Genomic DNA, 15,679 nt, shown 5'->3' with positions numbered 1-15,679 from the left:
ATAGAAAGGGGGATGTTTCCCATGCCAAAAGAAGAAATATTAACAGGGCCTGACGTCATTAAGATGGTTAGCCAATACATGGGACCTGAACATGTCGCTTTTGTGCAAAAAGCATGTGACTACGCGACCACTGCACATGAGGGACAATTTCGTAAATCAGGAGAACCTTATATCATCCATCCGATCCAAGTTGCAGGGATTCTTGCAGATCTACGAATGGACCCCCATACGGTTGCCACTGGTTTTTTACATGATGTGGTAGAAGATACAGAAGTAACCTTAGAAGATTTAAGAGAAGCCTTCGGGAACGACGTGGCAATGTTGGTGGACGGAGTGACGAAGTTAGGGAAAATCAAATACAAATCCCACGAAGAACAACTAGCGGAAAATCACCGCAAAATGTTATTAGCTATGGCTCAAGATTTACGTGTAATCATGGTGAAGTTAGCCGATCGTTTACATAACATGCGTACGTTAAAGCATTTGCGGGAAGATAAACAACGACGCATTGCGCAAGAAACATTGGAAATATACGCACCGCTTGCTCATCGTTTAGGGATCAGTCGAATCAAATGGGAATTAGAGGATACGGCGCTGCGTTATCTCAATCCAAAGCAATATTATCGAATCGTTCACTTGATGCAAACAAAACGAGAAGAACGTGAAAATTATGTCAGTGGTACAGTGGAGGATATCCGTTTAGCAACGGAAGAATTGGGGATTTTTGCAGAGATCTATGGTCGCCCGAAACACATCTATTCGATTTACCGTAAGATGAAAGACCAAAAGAAGCAATTCAATGAAATCTATGATCTACTGGCAATCCGAGTGATCGTGGATTCGATCAAAGATTGTTATGCAGTACTAGGAGCGATCCATACGAAATGGAAACCTATGCCAGGTAGATTCAAAGATTATATCGCGATGCCTAAAGCGAATATGTATCAATCGTTGCATACGACTGTTATCGGACCAGCTGGCAACCCTGTCGAGATTCAGATCCGTACCCAAGAAATGCACGAAATCGCTGAGTTTGGGGTAGCTGCTCACTGGGCATATAAAGAAGGAAAAGGCGACAAAGTTGAACCCGATGGGATGACAAAACAGTTAAGTTGGTTCCATGAGATCATCGAATTGCAAGATGAAAGTTACGATGCTTCTGAATTCATGGAGGGTGTGAAAGGCGATATCTTTAGTGATAAAGTCTATGTGTTCACCCCTAAAGGCGATGTGACTGAACTTCCTAAAGGATCAGGACCGTTAGACTTTGCTTATAGCATCCATACAGATATCGGGAACAAAACGACTGGTGCCAAAATCAATGGGAAAATGGTCCAATTAGATTACAAATTGAAGAATGGTGATATCATCGAGATTCTGACTTCGCCAAATTCATTTGGACCAAGTCGTGATTGGCTGAAATTAGTAGCCACAAGTAAAGCGAGAAATAAAATCAAGCGTTTCTTCAAAGGGCAAGATCGAGACGAAAATGTGACGAAGGGCCATGAAGCTTTAGTGAAGTGTATTATGGATCTTGGTTTTGTACCAAAGGAGATTCTTTCAAAAAATAAATTACACGACGCATTAGAACGCTTGAATTTTCAAACAGAAGAAGATATGTATGCTGCGATTGGTTATGGCGAAGTAAGTCCATTGACGATGGCTAATCGCTTGACTGAAAAAGAGCGGAAAGAACAAAAAATCGAGCAACAAAAACAAGAAGCAGAAGAGTTGATGAATCAACCTAAAAAAGAGCCTGAAAAAATGAAGGTTCGTCATGAAGGTGGCGTCGTCATCCAAGGTGTTGAAAACTTGTTGATCCGGATCAGCCGTTGTTGCAATCCTGTACCAGGGGATGACATCGTGGGCTATATCACCAAAGGACGTGGTATCTCGATCCATCGCAAAGACTGTCCGAATGTCCAACCGGATAAACCAAACGTGGAAGAACGGTTGATTGACGTTGAATGGGAAGACACTTCAAATACGAACAAAGAGTATGATGCTGATTTAGAGATCTATGGCTATAATCGTTCGGGCATGTTAAATGACGTCTTGCAGACAGTGAATGCGATGACTAAAAATCTAAACAGTGTCGAAGCACGAACGAATAAAGACAAAATGGCGACGATCCATTTGACAGTAGGGATACGTAACTTGTCACACTTGAAAAGTATTGTCGATAAAATCAAGACTGTACCGGATGTATATAGCGTACGCCGGATGAATGGCTAGGAGGTAGTACTTTGCGCGCAGTGATCCAACGAGTGAGTCAAGCAGCTGTGTCGATCAACGAACGAGAAGTGGGGCGTATCGATCATGGCTTGTTGATTTTGCTAGGTGTTCATGATACAGATACGCAAAAAGACGTCGATTATTTGATCAAAAAAATTGCCCAGATGCGTATCTTTGAAGATGAACAAGGAAAAATGAATTTAAGTATTGAAGATGTCAAAGGAGCGCTGTTGAGTATTTCTCAATTCACTCTTTTTGCAGACACAAAAAAAGGCAATCGACCAAGTTTTATCGCAGCAGCACGTCCGGAAACAGCGATTCCTTTATATGAAGCATTTAACGAAGGGCTAAGACAACGAGGAATCACAGTTGAAACAGGAGAATTTGGTGCAGATATGGCGGTTTCTCTTGTGAATGATGGCCCAGTGACGATCATTATTGATTCTCAAAATAAATGATAAATGAATAAAAAAGATCAGTCTGATTTTGATGAAGTTTCTCAAAATCAGACTTTTTTTATTCTCCCTCATTTTGGCAGCCATTTTTATTTTTTGTTCGTTAGTATTACTGAGATGAGAGAAATCAGACAACGATAGACGAGATACTTTCCCACCGCTATGATAATGGCTTTGATTACTGGGCAATACCAGACAAAAAATTGATCAAAGAAGTCCCTTTCACTACTTTAGAATGCCATTATATCTTTTAGTTGCAAGTAAAATATTCCTTTAGAAGCTATAATTTATTTTATGATGTCTATGTTTTGTCTTTTTACAAACATGCTAGAAAAGACGTGCGGTTCAAAGAGGCATTTCACGAGTTGACTACAAAGCTAGACGAAGGAATGAGGTGAATGACAGAGTCACAGAACGTTATAATGAAATCTTATTAGTGATGAGGAAGCCTTTTATTCGAGGTTAGGCAGCTCAAGAGAAATAAATGGTATGGCTTTGTCTCAAACACTTCTTTTGTCAGTTTTATTGTACAAGGAGTATCCTAATAATATCTAAAGTTATTTATTAGGAGGAGCAAAAAATATGCAAGAAATTCCCGTGGTCGATATCAAAATGACCGAAATCAAAAAATACTATAACGAGGGCTACAAAATGCTTGGAAAGCTAAGAGAAGAAGCCCAATCACCTGTTGTGAAAGCAAAGATATTCAATAAGGAAGCTGTGATCATCTATGGAGAAGAGGCAGCGAAACATTTTTATGATCCAAGAAATTTCAAACGAGAAGGCGCAATGCCTAAAATGGTCCAAAAAACATTATTTGGAAAGGACGGTGTGCAGTCTTTAGATGGCGCGGAGCATCATCACCGTAAAGCAATTTTTATGGATTTGATGACACCAGAGCGAATGGAAGACTATCATCAAATATTGGATCGAGTATTGGCACATGAATTGGAACAACAACATGGTACTTTTGAGTTATTTGACCTGAGTAAAAAAGTACTTTTTACCGCCATCTGTGAATGGTCAGGAATCAACTTAGCGGATTATTCAGAAGAAGAGATCAACCAACTGGCAGATTATCAGATCTCTATGATCAGTGGGACAGTCACTTCGCCACTCGATCATTTTAAAGGTGTAGAAAATCGGAAAAAATCAGAAAAATGGGCACAAGAGTTGTTGGAAGAAGCACGAGAAAATCCAGTAGCCGGAAAAGAAAATGTAGCGCTTTATGCTTTTGCGAATGCGACTGACCTTAAAGGTAATCTTTTGCCTTTGGATATTGCGTCGGTAGAATTATTGAATATCATTCGGCCGACCGTGGCATTGACCGTATGGGCGGCGTTGATGGGGCATGCTCTTTTCAGCCGACCAGATCTCTATCAACAACTAAAAAACGATTTTAAGGAACTGCAAGATCCTTTTATTCAGGAGATGCGTCGGTATTACCCATTTTTCCCAATGTTACCCGCCTTTGCTTTGCAAGATGTAGAAGTAGACGGCTATCGCATCCCTAAAGACAGTTGGGTGATCTTAGATTTGTATGGAACAAATCATGATGAACGGACAGTGGATTCACCAGAGGCATTTTTGATCAAACGGTATATTGGTAAAGCGAAAAAAATCTCTTATGAAGAAGAGTATGAGATGATTGCACAAGGTGGCGGTGACTTCCGAAAAATGCACCGATGCGCAGGTGAATGGATCACGTTGCATAGTTTACGCGTTTTTTCCGATCAATTAGTGAATCGTTTTGCCTTTTCTGTGCCAGAACAAGACTGGACGATTCCATTCAATCAATTTCCGACTTATCCAAATAGTCGAGGATTGTTATATAAAGAGTAACGTGGGGGCAATACAGTATTTTATTGACAGTTGTATACATTTGTATTACGATATAGATATGTAATACAAATGTATACAGGAGGTGTCAAGGTATGAGTAATATTACGTTTCGTGTATCAGACGAAGAAAAAGCATTTATGTTAGCAATGGCTGATTTGAATGGAATGACCGTTTCAGAATTGGCAAGGACAACTTTATTAGAAACGCTAGAAGATCAGATTGATATGGATATCTATAATAAAGCGATGAAAGATCATAAGAGTCTTGATGAAAGTATCTCGCATGAAGAAATGAAAAGAGAACTAGGATTATGAGGAAGCAATATCTTGTCCGTTATGAAAAAGGTGCACAAAAAGCATTGAAAAAAATGGATAAATTTCAAGCTTCTTTGATACTATCATGGATAGAAAAAAATCTTATCAATACAGATAACCCCAGACAATATGGTAAAGGGTTAGTAGCGAATAGGAGTGGCGAATGGCGTTATAGAGTGGGGAATTATCGGATCATTGCAGATATAGATGATGAAGTGATAACGATTTTGATCGTACAAATTGGTCATCGAAATGACATCTATAAATAGTGTTTTATGTATAGATTTGATTAATTTGAATGGAAGTTATTCAACCAAAAATTAACTTCTTTCAACCAATTTTAGCCCTATTCAAATAGTCGAGGCTTACTGTATCATTTATAAAAAAACAGCTACATCATTTTCTTGATGTGGCTGTTTTTGAGTATTATTTAAACTCTCGGAATAACTGATCGATTGTTTGGGCATCTTCTAAAGATAAATGAATATCCAAAGCTTTGGCATTGTCTGCGACTTGTTCGGGTTTCTTTGCGCCAGGAATGACAAATGAAATCCGCGGGTGCGCGATATACCAAGCTAAGACTAATTGAGCAGTAGTTGCTTGGTACTTTTCAGCAAGCGGTTTGAGTTGATCGACCGCTGTGATGATTTGTTCATATCGTTCACCTTGAAAGTTTGGTTTGTTCTTTCTAGGATCATCTTCATAAAAATGTTTTGGACTTTCTAGATCATACTTGCCAGTCAATAAACCTGAAGCAAGTGGGAAATAAGGCACAAAACCAATCTCGTTAGCTTCGAGGTAAGGGAATAATTCTTTTTCCGCTGTGCGATGGATCAAACTGAATTGATCTTGTACGATATCGACATAGCCGTCTTGGTTGGCTTCTTTCAATTGCTCTAAAGTGAAATTAGACACACCGATAGCACGGATCTTCCCTGCTTCTTTTAGTTCGTGTAAAGCGGCAACTGCTTCATTTTTAGGTGTTGCTTCATCTGGAAAATGGATATAAAAAATATCGATATAATCTGTTTGCAGACGTTCTAACGCTTCATCGACTGATTTCTTCAAAAATTCAGGAGAGTTATCAAATTTTTTCGGTTGATCTGGAAGATGTGCTGCTTTGGTGGCAATAATAATACGGGAACGATCATAAGCCGGTTCTTGCAAGACTTCTCCAATCAATTGTTCCGAACGACCTTCGCCATAAATATAAGCAGTATCAATAAGGTTCAAGCCATTATCTAAGGCAGCTCTGACGACTTCTTTTCCAGTTTCATCCGCTAATCCTGAAAAAAGATTGTGCCCTCCGACGGCATTTGCACCTAAGCCGATTGCTTCGGCATATACTTGAGAATGACCAATTTTTACTTCTGACATTTTTTTACCTCCTTTTTTATTTAGTCTAAATCAAAAAGAAAAAAAGCTAAATCAAAATGACTTTAAAAAAGAAATCAATAAGAATCTACTTGACTTTGCGCTGTGTTTTTAGTAGGTTATAATTAATATCTAAATATCGATGAAAGAGCGAGTAGGTAACTAAATGCTTTATAAGAGAGGATCGTCGTGGCTGAGAGCGATCTAAAACAAGTAGTTTCTGAAAGACACTCTGGAGATGGACGCGTGCAAAGCCGTCCCGTAAACGAGCGTTAATCGTGAGAGGAAAGAGCAATCTTTCAAATATAGGTGGTACCGTGTATGAAATAATCATTCACCCTTGTTCATGGCGAACAAGGGTGTTTTTTGTTTGCATTGATTACATAGCGTGAAGAAAAGGAGAGAAAAAGATGAGCTTCCAAAGACCAAAAGGAACAAATGATATTTTACCTGGAGAATCTGAAAAATGGCAATTTGTTGAAGAAACTGCCCGTTTATTATTTAAAGATTATCAATATAATGAGATCCGCACGCCGATTTTTGAGCATTATGAAGTGATTGCTCGTAGTGTAGGGGATATGACTGATATCGTTTCAAAAGAAATGTATGATTTTTATGACAAAGGCGAGCGTCATGTTACGCTTCGTCCAGAAGGAACTGCACCAATCGTTCGTTCATTTGTTGAGAATAAATTATTTGGACCAGAATATACAAAACCTTACAAAACATTTTATATGGGACCAATGTTTCGTTATGAGCGCCCGCAAAAAGGTCGTTTACGTCAATTCCATCAAATCGGTGTCGAAGCATTTGGCTCAGACAATCCTGCGACGGATGTTGAAAGCATGGTGATGGCATTAGACTTCTTCGAACAATTAGGAATCAGTCAAATCCGTTTAGTGATCAACTCTTTAGGCGATCAAGAAACGCGACAAGCGTATCGTCAAGCGTTGATCGATTACCTTGTACCGTTTGAAGCAGAATTAAGCGAAGATTCACAACGTCGTTTACATGAAAATCCATTGCGTGTATTGGATAGTAAAGACAAACGTGATCAAAAATTCGTAGCAGAAGCGCCTTCAATCTTAGATTATTTAAGTGAAACAGCAAAAGCACATTTTGATACAGTGATTGCCATGTTGGATGCGTTAGATGTACCTTATGAAATCGACAGCAATATGGTTCGTGGGTTAGATTATTATACGCATACGATTTTTGAAGTGATGAGTGACGCACCTAAAATGGGCGCACAAGCAACGATTTGTGCGGGTGGCCGTTATGACAACTTGGTCGAAGAACTAGGCGGACCAGCGACACCAGGATTTGGTTTTGCGATGGGGATCGAACGTATTTTATTAACGATGGAGGCAGAAGAAGTAGCTGTCCCTGTAATGAATACATTAGATGCCTATGTGGTGGCACTAGGCGAAGAAACAAATATCGAAGCGTTGAAAATCGTTCAAGCAATCCGTGATTTTGGTTTTTCCGCAGATCGTGATTTTATGGGACGTAAAGCCAAAGCACAATTTAAGACAGCAGACAAAGCCGATGCGAAGTTGGTCTTGGTGATTGGTGCGGATGAACTAGCAAATCAAACGATCAACGTCAAATCAATGGCTAATCGTACAGAGAAAAGCTTTGCACTAGAAGATATTTATGAACACTTTGATAAAGTCTATGATGAAATGACATTATCTACTGAACAGGAGGAAAAATGATGGCACAACGAACAGTTTACTGTGGACTGGTTTCAGAAAAGCAGTTAGGACAAACAGTTACATTAAAAGGTTGGGTACAAAAAAGACGTGACTTAGGTGGCGTGATCTTTATCGATTTACGTGATCGTGAAGGGATCGTTCAACTTGTCTTTAATCCAGAAATCAATAAAGAAGCATGGGAAATCGCAGATAAATGCCGTAGTGAATATGTCATTGAAGTGACAGGTACAGTAAAAAATCGGGATGAATTGGCAATCAATCCTAAAATGGCAACGGGTGAATTTGAGATCATCGCGGATGAAATCATTATCTTGAATCAAGCCAAAACACCACCTTTCTTGATTGAGGATGAACAAACGATCAGTGATGAGATTCGTTTGAAGTATCGTTATCTTGATTTACGTCGTCCAAAAATGACGAACAATATCAAATTGCGCAACGACACAACGAAAGCAATCCGTCATTACTTGGATGACCATGATTTCTTGGATATTGAAACACCTTATTTGGGCAAATCAACACCAGAAGGCGCGAGAGATTACTTAGTACCTTCTCGTATCCATGCAGGGCATTTCTATGCTTTACCACAGTCACCACAGTTGTTCAAACAATTATTGATGAATGCTGGATTTGATCGTTACTATCAAATCGTTCGTTGTTTCCGTGATGAAGATTTACGTGGCGACCGTCAACCAGAATTTACACAAGTCGATATTGAAACGACTTTCTTGACCGCTGAAGAAATCCAAACTTATACAGAAGGATTGATTGCTAAAGTGATGAAAGAGGTACGTGGTATCGAAGTCACTTTACCATTCCCTCGTATGACATATGATGAAGCAATGAGCCGTTATGGAAGTGACAAACCTGATACACGTTTTGACATGGAATTGATCGACTTGAGCACGGTTGTGAAAGACGTTGAATTTAAAGTCTTCCAAATGGCACTTGAAAATGGCGGAGTGGTCAAAGCGCTGAATGCGAAAAATGCAGCAAGCAAGTATTCACGTAAAGATTTAGATAATCTTGGACAATATGCCACTCAGTTTGGCGCAAAAGGACTAGCTTGGTTAAAAGTAGAAGAAGATGGCTTGAAAGGGCCTATTGCGAAATTTATGGGCGAGGCATCTGAAGCATTGATCCAAGCAACAAACGCTGAAGTTGGAGATATTTTATTGTTTGGTGCAGACAAAGAAGAAATCGTTGCAGCCACTCTTGGAGCGATTCGTTCTCGCTTAGGAAAAGAATTAGACTTGATCGACGAATCAAAATTCAATTTCTTATGGGTGACAGAATGGCCACAATTTGAATATTCAGCAGAAGAAGGCCGCTATGTTTCCGCGCATCATCCGTTTACGATGCCTAAAGCATCCGATGTCGAGTTATTGGAAACTGATCCGGCAAAAGTCTACGCAGAAGCGTATGACATCGTCTTGAACGGCTATGAATTAGGTGGGGGATCGTTACGTATCCATACAAGAGAATTACAAGAAAAAGTATTAAAAACACTAGGCTTTTCTGAAGAAGAAATGGAAGAGCAATTTGGTTTCTTATTAAGTGCATTAGACTATGGCTTCCCACCACATGGAGGAATTGCCTTGGGACTTGATCGCTTTGTGATGTTGCTTGCAGGTGAAGAAAACATTCGTGAAGTGATTGCTTTCCCTAAAAATGGTAAAGCAGCTGATGTCATGAGTGATGCGCCAAGTACTGTTTCTGATCTTCAATTATTTGAATTGAACATCGATGTTACAGATGTTGAATAACAAATAAGAAAGAGAAGTTATTTTCATAGGAATACCAAGGTTGTGAAGGAGTCACTGATAAGTCGCGATTGATTCGTGCTAGTGACACTGGAGCAACCTTTTTTTCTCTTATATTGGAATTTCCAATCTTTTTTTCAAAGAAGTCTCTTGATTATATTCTAAAAGATCATATAATAAGGGCATACCAGATAAAGCGAGGCTTTTTTCATGAAAAAAACTTTCGAAAATTGGGCGTATCATGATTATACGACCAAACTTTCGGTGTCGATCGTCTATGCTCTGATTGCTTCAGTTGCATTGAACTTTTTTTATCAACCAGGAAACATCTATTCAAGTGGGATAACCGGTCTTGCACAAATCTTAACGACCCTTTCTAAATCAGTGATTGGTTTTGAAATCCCTGTTTCAACCACATTATATTTATTGAATATCCCGTTATTTTTTTTAGCTTGGTTTAAACTTGGAAAGAAATTTACGATTTTTACATTTATCACTGTGACATTAACCTCGCTTAGTATCCATCTTTTGCCACAAACGATTCTTTCGACTGATCCGATCATTTGTGCGATATTCGGTGGTGCCGTCAATGGGGTTGGTATTGGTTTAGCATTAAAAAATGGTTTGTCTTCTGGCGGATTAGATATCGTGAGTATTACGATCCGTAAAAAAACAGGTCGATCCATCGGTTCGATTTCCATTTATTTCAATGCACTGATTGTTTTCGTAGCGGGCTTGCTCTTCGGCTGGCAGTATATGTTTTATAGTGCTTTGTCGATTTTTGTGAGTGGTAAAGTGACGGATGTCGTCTATACGAAACAAAAAAAGATGCAAGTCATGATCGTGACTAAACATCCTGAAGCAGTGATCGAAGCCATCCAAAAATGTATGCGTCGTGGGATCACGATCATCAATGAAGCAGAAGGTGCGTACAAGCACGATAAACAAACAGTCTTAATGACGATCGTTACTCGCTATGAGCTTCCTTTGTTACGTGAAGCAATGAAATCTTCTGACCCGCAAGCATTTGTCAGTATTGCGGAAAATGTTCAAATTCTCGGACGTTTTTATGAAGATGGGATTTAGATTTTAGTAAACTAGTTAGATAAAACACAGTGGATAACTGAATGGTTATCGCTGTGTTTTTTTGATCTTCTTGTCGCTAGAATACCAGAAATGATTGTTGCGATTAAGGAATTGAAAATAATCATTTATGCTATCGATATTTCAACAGACAAAAGGCGTCTTCTTTCATAAGATTTATGAAGTATGATCATATGAAGCACTTACCTGATCTTAGATAGCCACAATGCAATTCAAATTGGATTAGTAGAATTGGCTAGTGATGATGTAGGCCTAACGACGATTGGTAATTTCCTTGACTATGTACCTGTTCAAGACGGGTTAGAAAAAATTCCTCCTAGCTTGGTTGCTAAACATATGCAAGAAGATATCTTAAAACAAGTGACAATAATTGATTGATACAAAAATGATAAATGAGTGCAATAACATAACCAAAGAACTACAAAAAGATAAGATATTGAACGAAACCGAAGTTTACGATTTTACAATTAGAAAATCAAAAAGCGAACTTCCTTTATTGAAGTCTTTAAATTTTATGATCAACCATTTGACTACCTACAAGCTTAAAAAATAAAGATATTTTAGAGCATGCTGACTTTGTAAAATACTTTGTTAAAATGCAAATTGACATATTAAACAAAGAGTTGAATCCCGTTTCTGGGGAGCAACGAGCAGAATATAATTTTCACAGAAAAATAGAAGATTCACTCAAATAGGATCTACTTCTTATTGATGAGCCTGAGTCTTCTTTTGATAATATGTTTTTAAACAACAGAATAAATACTGTCCTACAAGATATTTCTAAACGTATTCCTGTTTTTGTCTCAACACATAATAATAGAATCGGCGCATCTAACGACAGTTCCGTTAGCAATCTGTCTGTGCAATTGAATTGTCTTGAAGCCGGCGAACGAACCTCCAAAACAAGGAGAGATACTTATTAAATACTTGGAAATTGATCAAATCATTAAAGAGGATATCTTCGAATTAATTTCTCTAGCCTTTTAATCAAAAGACGGTACTACATTTGAAAGGGATGGATTTTCAGAGGAAATGCTACAACCTGGAGTTCATAAAATTGAAATGGCAACACTTATTTTGAAAAAAGTTAAAAAGTGTAGTTTTTTTCTCTTACTTCGGTAGCCACTTGTAGAATAATGACACTAAAACTATCAGTGGCAACACTAAAATTTGTATTTTCAGTTATGGTATAATAATTGTGCTGTCTGCTACCCCGGCCTATTCTGGCAAGGGGAGGAGGTTATAGCTATGAAGTTTCTTCTTGATTTTACTTTTGCAATCATAGCAGAGGTAGCTGCACACTACTTCTGTCAATGGCTTGATTGTAAAATTGCCAAAAAAGACAGTAAGCCTACCCGTTAATTCGTATAGAAACGTAAAAGAAAACCACTAGCCTGCACGCTAGTGGTTTTTGATTATAGCTATGAGAATTCTTCTTTGTAGCTAAATTATATCATAAATAATATTAATATTCAATGAATAACTAGCCTTTCATATTAATTGGAAACCAAAAAAATGTGATTCGATCTGCTAATATGAATAGTGCATAAACAAACTACTATGCAATCTAGTTTATTTTTCATTTTAACATTGCTGATTCTCCCACCCCACTTATTTTAAATATACAATTAAACACAAAGTATTTTTATTCGTGTGCTGCGATTAGGAATGCAGAATGTCATAAGAATTATTATTAAAAAAATTTCTGGCGTTTTTCGTAACTTTGAAGAAGACGACATGGGAAATAACAAGTTGAAATTATAGATATTGACTAGTATTACATAATAGGATGTGCTCACTTTAAAAATAATTTAAGAGAATTTTTATTTTCGTTGAAGCTATAGTTTGCAACTTTACAGTACGCCCAGTACGTATTATTATATAATAGTAAAGAGGTATGTGCAATGCCCATGACAATCAGAGAAGCAGAAAAGCTACTGAAAGATGCTGGCTTTGTTGAAGTGAAAGGTGGGAAGGGCTCACATAGGAAATTCACTAAAAAGGATCATCCTAGACCTGTTATCCTTACTAGCCATTCAAAAGAGTTATCTAGAAGAGTAGAAGATTCTGTTCGAAAAGCAGTGGGCATTTAAGCCCGCTGTGCTGTTACGAAAGAAGGGGAGATGAATGAAAAAAGTTTATCCAGCTATTTTTGAAAAGGATCCTGTTGGATATGGAATTTATTTTCCTGATATCGAAGGAGCAGTGACACAATCAAAAGATATTATCGAGGGGTTAGAAGTTGCATCGGATGCTTTAGGGATCATGCTCGGTGATTTAGTTGAGAATAATAAATCTTTGCCAAAGCCAACTAATATCAATGATCTTTCGATTGATTCTGAGCGTGAATTTGCTACTTTGATTTCTGTGGATCTAAATGATTACTTAAAAGATGTCCAACTAGATAAAAAGACAATAAAAATTCCTCATTGGTTAAATGTGCGCGCAACAAATGAAGGGATAAATTTTTCAAAAACAATGTCTGAAGCTTTGGTTCAAAAATTAAATATATGATACGAAAGAGAACGATCATCTGTCTGCTAAAGGACAGGTGATGTTTTTTTGTAATAATTAGGAATGAGTTATTAAAGTGATCATAGAAAAGGAGTGACAGAGTGCTTGCAACCAAGGAGTATAGATGTTTATCCTTGTTAAGAGTAGATATCATTCAATTATTTCTCGCCCATCAACGAAAAATAATAGAAAATAATGAAACCCTATCCAAGCAACAATTAGCCAACTTGTTATATTTGAAATTTTGTTAAAGTTACTTAAAAATGTGTTCTTTTTTGATGAACTATGGGATTATAGTATAAAGTGGCAACTTTTATGAAGTTTTTGCTTGCTATTTTTTGGTAATGCACGTATATTACGAATGAAAAAAGTTTATGAAAAGTTGGAATATTGAATGGAAAAACAAAAAAGATTAAAAAATAGCCGGTATATCACGGGCTTCGATGGGATTCGTTCATTAGCGGTCATCGGGGTTATTTTATACCACTTGTTGCCAACAAGTATGAAGGGTGGTTACCTCGGAGTTCCGATATTTTTTGTCGTTTCAGGTTATCTTATTACCGATCTCTTACGACAAGAGTGGGAACAAAATGGAAAAATCAATATTTGGCAATTTTACGTTCGGCGAATGAAACGACTGTATCCTGGGCTCGTTTTCTTGCTTATTACTGCATCAGCATATATTACGCTATTCCAGCGAGGATTGTTGAATAATCTTCGGGGCGTTGTACTCAGCAGTTTATTCTATGTCAATAACTGGTGGCAGATCAATAATGGATTATCCTATTTTGATCGTTTTGCAAATGAGTCGCCATTTACCCATATTTGGTCCTTAGCAGTAGAGGCGCAGAACTATCTGATCTGGCCGATCATTTTTGTATTACTCATGGTATTTGTCCGTAAGAAAAAAAATATTTTTTATGTCATTATGGGCACAGCCATTGCTTCAGCGATTTTGATGATGGTGTTGTACTCGCCAAATGGCGATCCTACCCGTGTGTATTATGGGACAGATACTCGCTTGTTCTCGATTTGGATGGGGAGTGCATTGGCTTTTGTTTGGCCAAGTACGCGATTGAAGAAAAATATCCCTAAACAAGCAAAGAAAGTATTGAATTTAGCGGGTTTTAGTTCGTTGATCATTTTGATCCTCTTTTTCTTTTTCTTAGATGACCATTTGAGCTTTATCTATTATGGCGGGTTCTTTTTAGTCAGTCTTTTATGTATGGTTCTTGTGGCAGTCACAGCGCATCCCGGTGCGAGCTTGAATCGCTGGTTGACGAATCCGGTCTTTAGTTGGATCGGTAAACGAAGTTATGGGATCTACTTGTACCAATTTCCGGTAATGATTTTTTACGAAGCGAAAGTATCAGGTATCGCTGATCATGTGTTGTTACACACGGTCATTGAAATCACATTGATTTTATTGATCAGTGAACTGTCGTACCGCTTTATCGAACGTCCATTGGCACGCTTTGATTATAGCCAAACGTTTCGCATCGTCAAAGGCTGGTTCACCAAACCTATTTTCAGTTGGAAAAAGCCATGGGTGGTCCCTGGAACCTTAGTCGTAGCGATTGCCTTAGTCGGGTTCGTCACTGCACCTAAAAATGCTGTGACAGCGGACCAAGAGCAATTACAAAAGAATATTGCTGAAAGTAAAAAACTAGCTGAAAAAAGTCAGAATAATCAAGGAAATAATGTAGCACCTATTGACCAAGCGATTTTGGATAAATATGATTTGACCAAAGCGCAAGGGGAAAAAGCCCAACAACTAGAGCTGACTGCATTTGGTGATTCAGTCATGTTAGATGCTGCGGCAGATTTAAAAGAACTATATCCGCAAGTAGTCGTAGATGGCGATGTCGGTCGTCAACTCTACACAAGCCTTCCTTATATCGAAGAATTGAAAAATAGGGATCTATTGAAAGATACGGTATTAATTGGGTTAGGAACAAATGGCTCTTTTTCTGAGGCGCAATTTGATAGCTTGATGAACGCGATCGGGGATCGCAAAGTTTACTGGGTCAATGTTCGCGTACCAACGAAGCGCTGGCAAAATGAAGTCAACGCCATGCTCACAGAAATGGAAAAGAAATATGATAACATGACAGTGATTGATTGGTACGGTTATAGTAACGGTCACAGTGAATGGTTCTATGACGATCAAGTCCATCCAAATCCAGATGGTATGTTGAATTATATCCATCTAGTCAGTGAAGCACTATTAGGTGGAACAAAAGAATCAGAGACAAGTAAAACGAGTGAGACTGCTTCGACTAGTACGAGCGACACTCTATCTGATAGTACTCAAGTAAGTGAATAAAAACTGGGGTTGTGACAGCAATGTTTTGACCTGA

At 38.2% G+C, this 15,679-nt stretch carries 13 protein-coding genes and 1 other annotated feature; of the genes, 12 read left to right on the top strand and 1 reads right to left on the bottom strand.

The genetic code is table 11. From position 1 onward, the window contains the following. The first annotated feature begins 21 nt into the window (after window positions 1-21). The 5 genes from IGJ49_RS12945 to IGJ49_RS12925 all read left to right on the top strand — a co-directional run bounded on the left by IGJ49_RS12945 (window position 22) and on the right by IGJ49_RS12925 (window position 5,115). Window positions 22-2,235 carry a RelA/SpoT family protein gene (locus IGJ49_RS12945; RefSeq protein ID WP_010734222.1) on the top strand — a complete coding sequence of 738 codons (2,214 nt, stop codon included), beginning with the start codon at window positions 22-24 and terminating at the stop codon, window positions 2,233-2,235. 11 nt (window positions 2,236-2,246) lie between these two features. Beyond that, on the top strand, window positions 2,247-2,693 hold the full coding sequence (gene dtd, locus IGJ49_RS12940; RefSeq protein ID WP_010734223.1) for a D-aminoacyl-tRNA deacylase: 447 nt from the start codon (window positions 2,247-2,249) through the stop codon (window positions 2,691-2,693). A 579-nt stretch (window positions 2,694-3,272) separates the two neighbouring features. Next, window positions 3,273-4,532 (top strand): cytochrome P450, encoded by a 1,260-nt coding sequence (locus IGJ49_RS12935; protein WP_010734224.1) that lies wholly within the window; start codon window positions 3,273-3,275, stop codon window positions 4,530-4,532. Window positions 4,533-4,624: 92 nt separating this feature from the next. Next, window positions 4,625-4,846 carry a type II toxin-antitoxin system RelB family antitoxin gene (relB, locus tag IGJ49_RS12930; RefSeq protein WP_010734225.1) on the top strand — a complete coding sequence of 74 codons (222 nt, stop codon included), beginning with the start codon at window positions 4,625-4,627 and terminating at the stop codon, window positions 4,844-4,846. Beyond that, complete coding sequence (locus IGJ49_RS12925; protein ID WP_010734226.1) at window positions 4,843-5,115, top strand: type II toxin-antitoxin system RelE family toxin; 273 nt, start codon at window positions 4,843-4,845, stop codon at window positions 5,113-5,115. Before relB ends, IGJ49_RS12925 begins: the two co-directional genes overlap by 4 nt. 157 nt (window positions 5,116-5,272) lie before the next feature. On the opposite strand, the gene IGJ49_RS12920 is transcribed toward IGJ49_RS12925, so the two are convergent. Further along, window positions 5,273-6,223, bottom strand: coding sequence for an aldo/keto reductase (locus tag IGJ49_RS12920; RefSeq protein WP_349520359.1), 951 nt, complete (start codon window positions 6,221-6,223; stop codon window positions 5,273-5,275). Window positions 6,224-6,353: 130 nt separating this feature from the next. Beyond that, window positions 6,354-6,565, top strand: a binding site (T-box leader). 65 nt (window positions 6,566-6,630) lie between these two features. Here IGJ49_RS12920 and hisS point away from each other — a divergent pair. The 7 genes from hisS to IGJ49_RS12885 all read left to right on the top strand — a co-directional run bounded on the left by hisS (window position 6,631) and on the right by IGJ49_RS12885 (window position 15,645). Next, window positions 6,631-7,938 carry a histidine--tRNA ligase gene (gene hisS / locus IGJ49_RS12915; protein ID WP_438723782.1) on the top strand — a complete coding sequence of 436 codons (1,308 nt, stop codon included), beginning with the start codon at window positions 6,631-6,633 and terminating at the stop codon, window positions 7,936-7,938. Continuing rightward, on the top strand, window positions 7,938-9,704 hold the full coding sequence (gene aspS / locus IGJ49_RS12910) for an aspartate--tRNA ligase (protein ID WP_010734229.1): 1,767 nt from the start codon (window positions 7,938-7,940) through the stop codon (window positions 9,702-9,704). The genes hisS and aspS overlap by 1 nt, the downstream gene beginning before the upstream one ends. Window positions 9,705-9,911: 207 nt before the next feature. Continuing rightward, window positions 9,912-10,787 carry a YitT family protein gene (locus tag IGJ49_RS12905; RefSeq protein WP_010734230.1) on the top strand — a complete coding sequence of 292 codons (876 nt, stop codon included), beginning with the start codon at window positions 9,912-9,914 and terminating at the stop codon, window positions 10,785-10,787. A 249-nt stretch (window positions 10,788-11,036) separates the two neighbouring features. Then, the gene (locus IGJ49_RS12900; protein ID WP_155237725.1) at window positions 11,037-11,183 is read left to right on the top strand and encodes a hypothetical protein; all 147 of its coding nucleotides are present in this window, start codon (window positions 11,037-11,039) and stop codon (window positions 11,181-11,183) included. 1,526 nt (window positions 11,184-12,709) lie between these two features. After that, window positions 12,710-12,898: a type II toxin-antitoxin system HicA family toxin gene (locus IGJ49_RS12895; protein WP_010734231.1), complete on the top strand. Its 189-nt coding sequence runs from the start codon at window positions 12,710-12,712 to the stop codon at window positions 12,896-12,898. A 34-nt stretch (window positions 12,899-12,932) separates the two neighbouring features. After that, window positions 12,933-13,319 (top strand): type II toxin-antitoxin system HicB family antitoxin, encoded by a 387-nt coding sequence (locus tag IGJ49_RS12890; RefSeq protein WP_438723778.1) that lies wholly within the window; start codon window positions 12,933-12,935, stop codon window positions 13,317-13,319. A 394-nt stretch (window positions 13,320-13,713) separates the two neighbouring features. Further along, entirely contained in the window at window positions 13,714-15,645 is a 1,932-nt protein-coding gene (locus tag IGJ49_RS12885; protein WP_438723776.1) for an acyltransferase family protein, read from the top strand. Window positions 15,646-15,679: the final 34 nt, after the last annotated feature.

The sequence above is a fragment of the Enterococcus sp. AZ171 genome (genome assembly GCF_051714005.1).
Taxonomy (GTDB): domain Bacteria; phylum Bacillota; class Bacilli; order Lactobacillales; family Enterococcaceae; genus Enterococcus_B; species Enterococcus_B pernyi.
The sequence above is the reverse complement of the archived record's forward strand: the minus strand, read 5'-3'. Positions and strand labels throughout refer to the sequence as shown.

Coding starts and splice junctions, on each gene's coding strand:
- IGJ49_RS12890 (WP_438723778.1), top strand. CDS start 12,933: ATGAAAAAAGTTTATCCAGCTATTTTTGAAAAGGATCCTGTTGGATAT.
- IGJ49_RS12905 (WP_010734230.1), top strand. CDS start 9,912: ATGAAAAAAACTTTCGAAAATTGGGCGTATCATGATTATACGACCAAA.
- hisS (WP_438723782.1), top strand. CDS start 6,631: ATGAGCTTCCAAAGACCAAAAGGAACAAATGATATTTTACCTGGAGAA.
- relB (WP_010734225.1), top strand. CDS start 4,625: ATGAGTAATATTACGTTTCGTGTATCAGACGAAGAAAAAGCATTTATG.
- IGJ49_RS12920 (WP_349520359.1), bottom strand. CDS start 6,223: ATGTCAGAAGTAAAAATTGGTCATTCTCAAGTATATGCCGAAGCAATC.
- IGJ49_RS12925 (WP_010734226.1), top strand. CDS start 4,843: ATGAGGAAGCAATATCTTGTCCGTTATGAAAAAGGTGCACAAAAAGCA.
- aspS (WP_010734229.1), top strand. CDS start 7,938: ATGGCACAACGAACAGTTTACTGTGGACTGGTTTCAGAAAAGCAGTTA.
- IGJ49_RS12945 (WP_010734222.1), top strand. CDS start 22: ATGCCAAAAGAAGAAATATTAACAGGGCCTGACGTCATTAAGATGGTT.
- IGJ49_RS12935 (WP_010734224.1), top strand. CDS start 3,273: ATGCAAGAAATTCCCGTGGTCGATATCAAAATGACCGAAATCAAAAAA.
- IGJ49_RS12895 (WP_010734231.1), top strand. CDS start 12,710: ATGCCCATGACAATCAGAGAAGCAGAAAAGCTACTGAAAGATGCTGGC.
- IGJ49_RS12885 (WP_438723776.1), top strand. CDS start 13,714: ATGGAAAAACAAAAAAGATTAAAAAATAGCCGGTATATCACGGGCTTC.